General features: G+C 45.0%; 4 protein-coding genes. All 4 read left to right on the forward strand.

Annotated elements, in window-relative coordinates:
- Positions 1-690 precede the first annotated feature (690 nt).
- The 4 genes from RMO52_RS02925 to RMO52_RS02940 all read left to right on the forward strand — a co-directional run bounded on the left by RMO52_RS02925 (position 691) and on the right by RMO52_RS02940 (position 4,176).
- The gene (locus RMO52_RS02925; protein WP_309745264.1) at positions 691-2,010 is read left to right on the forward strand and encodes a response regulator; all 1,320 of its coding nucleotides are present in this window, start codon (positions 691-693) and stop codon (positions 2,008-2,010) included.
- A 2-nt stretch (positions 2,011-2,012) separates the two neighbouring features.
- On the forward strand, positions 2,013-2,375 hold the full coding sequence (locus tag RMO52_RS02930; RefSeq protein ID WP_310410710.1) for a response regulator: 363 nt from the start codon (positions 2,013-2,015) through the stop codon (positions 2,373-2,375).
- Between the two features lie 36 nt (positions 2,376-2,411).
- Positions 2,412-2,951: a chemotaxis protein CheW gene (locus RMO52_RS02935; RefSeq protein WP_310410712.1), complete on the forward strand. Its 540-nt coding sequence runs from the start codon at positions 2,412-2,414 to the stop codon at positions 2,949-2,951.
- 85 nt (positions 2,952-3,036) lie between these two features.
- On the forward strand, positions 3,037-4,176 hold the full coding sequence (locus RMO52_RS02940; RefSeq protein ID WP_310410714.1) for a GAF domain-containing protein: 1,140 nt from the start codon (positions 3,037-3,039) through the stop codon (positions 4,174-4,176).
- Positions 4,177-4,244 lie beyond the last annotated feature (68 nt).

Below are 4,244 nucleotides of genomic sequence, written 5' to 3' on the forward strand. Positions count from 1 at the left end.
GCTCGCACGCAACCGAATTCACGCTCGCAAGCTAAGTCCGCCTGTCTGTCTTGTCTCGCTTCCATGGTCGGGAAACCCGACCGGAGCGAGCCGCTTGTCGCGCTAAACCCGGAGGTTTCCTCCGGAGCGCGCGCCGCTACGCGGACTAATATCCTAGTCCGCTTTACAAACCCTTCTTGCGCGATCGAAAACTCACGCAGCCCTCACCCCGCCAGATCCTTCGGCTCTGGCTCCCCTCTCCCAAGCGGGGGGGAGGGGGTGGGGGTGAGGGCAGGGTTCGTATGTTGTACAAACCGGATGTGGTATTAGTCCGCGAAGGCGGACTTCGCATCACTAGCCCCGATTTCAATCGGCGGCACACCCAGACGGCTTAACACTTCAAATTATTACCAATAATCATTAGCAGTTCGATCGAGGTATTGGATATTCTGCGCTGAATCTGGGAACACTAACTATGTAACGATCGAAACTAGCTCGAACTGTGGGGTTGCTGCGCCCAGCTCGCACGCAACCGAATTCACGCTCGCAAGCTAAGTCCGATCGAGTAGTTACAGCCAAATATTCACATAATTATTTAACTCAGATTGAAGCAATCGATCGATAGATGATTTTAGAAAAATTCCATCTGCATTAACAGAAGTTATGTAACTTTACATACAAAAATTATTAAGAGATTGATGGCACAGAGTAATGATTGAAAGTAGCGAAAAGTTAACTAGTATTAGTTTTAAGGATTTAATCATTCAACTGAAAGATATTAAATCTCAATCTTTTAGTGGAAACTTAGTTATTAAAATAGAATCGCATCCATATTGGATTTTTTCATTTAGACTCGGTAGAGTGGGCTGGGTTGATGGTGGGATCGAACCGATTAATTGCTGGCAAAGAAACTTGAGTCTAGCTCAACTCAACCTGCCGCCAGAACGCTTGGCTGAGGTGAATAATCCGCGTAAATCTAACTTAGATTCAAATATTTTGGCAGAGCTATTGGTAAGTGAGTCGATCGATCGACAACAATGTGCTGAGTTAGTCGCTAGAATGACGATCGAAAGCTTATTTGATGTGATTCAATTTAGCCAACATAGTGGCAATCGGCTTTCTTATAAGCTCTCTCAAACTGGGGCTGGTAATGCCCAACTCAATCTAGTATTGCCATTACTAGAAATCGAACCAATTTTGACTAAATCGATTCAAACTTGGCAAGAATGGTCGAATGTAGGTTTGGCGGCTTACGCACCGAGTTTATTTGCGATTGTTTCGCCATCGCTGGATTTGGCGCAATTAGCGGGCAATCCTAATTTACATCAGACGGTAGTGGCGATCGATGGCAATCGCTCCGTGCGTAGTTTGGCAGCTAATAGTCGTCAATCGGCGCTCAATTTTACCAGCACACTCTTACCATTGCTGCGATCGGGATTTATTAATTTATCATCCCAGCCAAAATCGAGAGTCAGTCAGACTAATAATCTAGAAAATAGCAGCCAACTGAGTACTGGTACTAGTAACCAAATGAGTACAGGTACTAGTAACCAGCTAAGTACAGGTACTAGTAATCAATTAAGTACTGGTATTAGTAACCAATTAAGTACTGAAAATCGAGTGCCATTAGTACCGGGAGTGAGAACTAGTGAGACTCAGAATCCTTTGATTGCCTGTATCGATGACAGTATCCTAATCTATCAATCTTTAGAAAAGATTTTGACTGAAAATGACTATCGTTGTTATGGCGTTCAAGATCCGCTCAAAATTATGCCGAGCTTGATTAGAAATAAACCAGATTTTATATTTCTGGATTTATTAATGCCAATTACTAATGGTTATGAAGTATGCGAACAAATTCGGAAAACTCCGAGCTTGAAAGATATTCCCGTAATTATTTTGACTGGTAAGGATGGATTGATCGATCGGATGCGATCGAAGATGGTGGGAGCGACTGGCTTTTTGGGTAAACCAGTACAGTCAGATGCAGTGTTAAAAATGATCGATAAATATCTTGTGGGAGTTAAGTAGTTATGAGTCAGATTCTAATTGTTGAAGATAGTAAGTTAGAAGCAGATAGATTGAAAAAATGCTTGGAGGGTCAAGGCTTTTCAATTTTAGTAGTTACTAGTGGTGAGGAAGCCGAAATTAGGCTCAAAACTTTCAAACCAAATCTGATCGTTTTGGATGTAATTTTACCAGGTGAGAGTGGTTTCGAGCTGTGTCGCAAACTCAAAACCGCACCCGCAACTCAGAATATCCCGATCGTGATTTATTCCACCAAAGATAAGCAGATCGACAGGACTTGGGGCGATATGAGCGGTGCTGATGCGTATCTGAGTAAAACCGTAGACGAGCCAACTTTACTCCAAACAGTCAATCGCCTAATTGGTTGAAATATCGTGAAAATTATAAGTTGTGAGTGATAAATTATGAGCAAAACGATCGATCTGATGTCATCTCCAGCCAGTAAAAATCTAATAGCTCGTCCGAGTGAAAGGTCGGACGAACATCAACGCTTTTTAGGTTTTACGATCGGCGATAGTTTGAGTGCGTTAATTCCCTTAATTAACTTGCAAGCAACTATTAAAATTTCTTTAGCAGAAATTTTAGCAGTTCCGCAAATGAATGAATCGCTACTCGGCATTATTAATTATGGCGGTAAAGCCACTTGGGTACTGGACTTGGCTCACTTAATGGGCGGCACTGGCTATGTGCGCACGGCAGCTAGGACTGGAATGGGGATGCTATTTCAGGTACAAAATGAGACAGTAGCATTATTAATCGAGCGCGTTGGCACGATCGAGACATACGATATTCAGCAATGTTTGCCGATGGGTGAAGCCATGTATACCGATCGAATCCGTTCGTTTTTGGCGGGTTATTTTATCGATGATGCCCATCAATCGCGAGTAGTTATCGACCTAGACCGGATAGTTGATGCGCTGATTGGCACTCCAGTAACTGCTTGAGCATCGAGCAAAATAACGCTCGATGACAATATATAGAAATAGTTATGAATTAACGATCGCAATTTAGTAATTACCAATATTGCCCATGTTGAAAAATCTCTTTAGTTCGGCAGATGAACGCCAAGATAAAGCAGCAGAACTACTCAACGCTGCCACTCCCGCCCCAGAAAAATTAATGTCCAATTCAGAGCGTAATATGACTAGCACTACTGCCAAACAACAGCTACTATCTCTACTGCAAGATACTCAAGCCAAGCTCGAAAGCTCGAACAATCCCAATAGCGAACCCCTGCGTCAAAATCTGCGGAGAGCGAGAGAACTCGCGGGATTTTTGACGACAGCGAGTAACCCGCCAGCAGCACCAGCGGCGAATATCGATGCCGATAAAATCCATCAAATCGCTACCAGAATTAGACAAGCGACCTCACCGATGGCGGCATTCACTAGTGCAGTTGCTGATATCAAAACATTACTAAATGCCGATCGCGTCTTGATTTATCAATTGACAGGGGCGAGTATGGGTCGATCGATCGCTGAAGCCGTCCAAGCTGGCTTAACCCCCACGCTCAATAGCGAAATCCCGCAAATTGGCTTTGGGTTCGAGCAATTCACTGACGATCGCTCCCAGCGGACGATCTCGTTGATTAATAGCGAAACCAGCCCTTACCAAAAGCAGATTTTAGAACAGTACCAAGTCCAGGCAACAGTCGCCGTCCCGATTTTAATCAACGGTTACTCGGCAGCGACCGATAGCTATAGCCTGGGTCGGGTGTGGGGTTTATTGGTCGTTCACCAGTGCGATCGTCCCCGCGCCTGGACGGAAGCAGAAACCGCTTGCTTGTCCCAATTATCCCTAGAACTCACCCTCGCAGTCCAGCCCAATCAACCCCTATTGCAATTATCCCAACGTCGTGACTTACTCGCCGCGATCGAGGTCGAAGCGCAGGAAGTGATGCAGGCGACACTCGACAATATCCGTCACACTCTCCAAGCCGATCGGGCGATGGTCGTCGCTTACAATCCGGACTGGAGTAGCAATGTCATCGCTGAATCCGTCGGCGTGAACTGGGCGAAAGCAGGCACCTCGCTAGACTTAGACTACTCGATTAACAACGAAAATTACAAGCCTTATTACGTCGTCAACGATATTCAAGCCAAAGGATTCGATCGCTGCTTATTAGAATCCCTCGAACCACTGCAAATGCGTGCGCCAGAGTTTTGGTAGACACCCAACATGCCGAGCAATTGGTTGTTTTTCAAGACGGGGACGACGATGTACGCCCGCATTTGCAG

The organism is Chamaesiphon sp. OTE_8_metabat_110, from assembly GCF_031382685.1.
Lineage (GTDB): Bacteria > Cyanobacteriota > Cyanobacteriia > Cyanobacteriales > Chamaesiphonaceae > Chamaesiphon.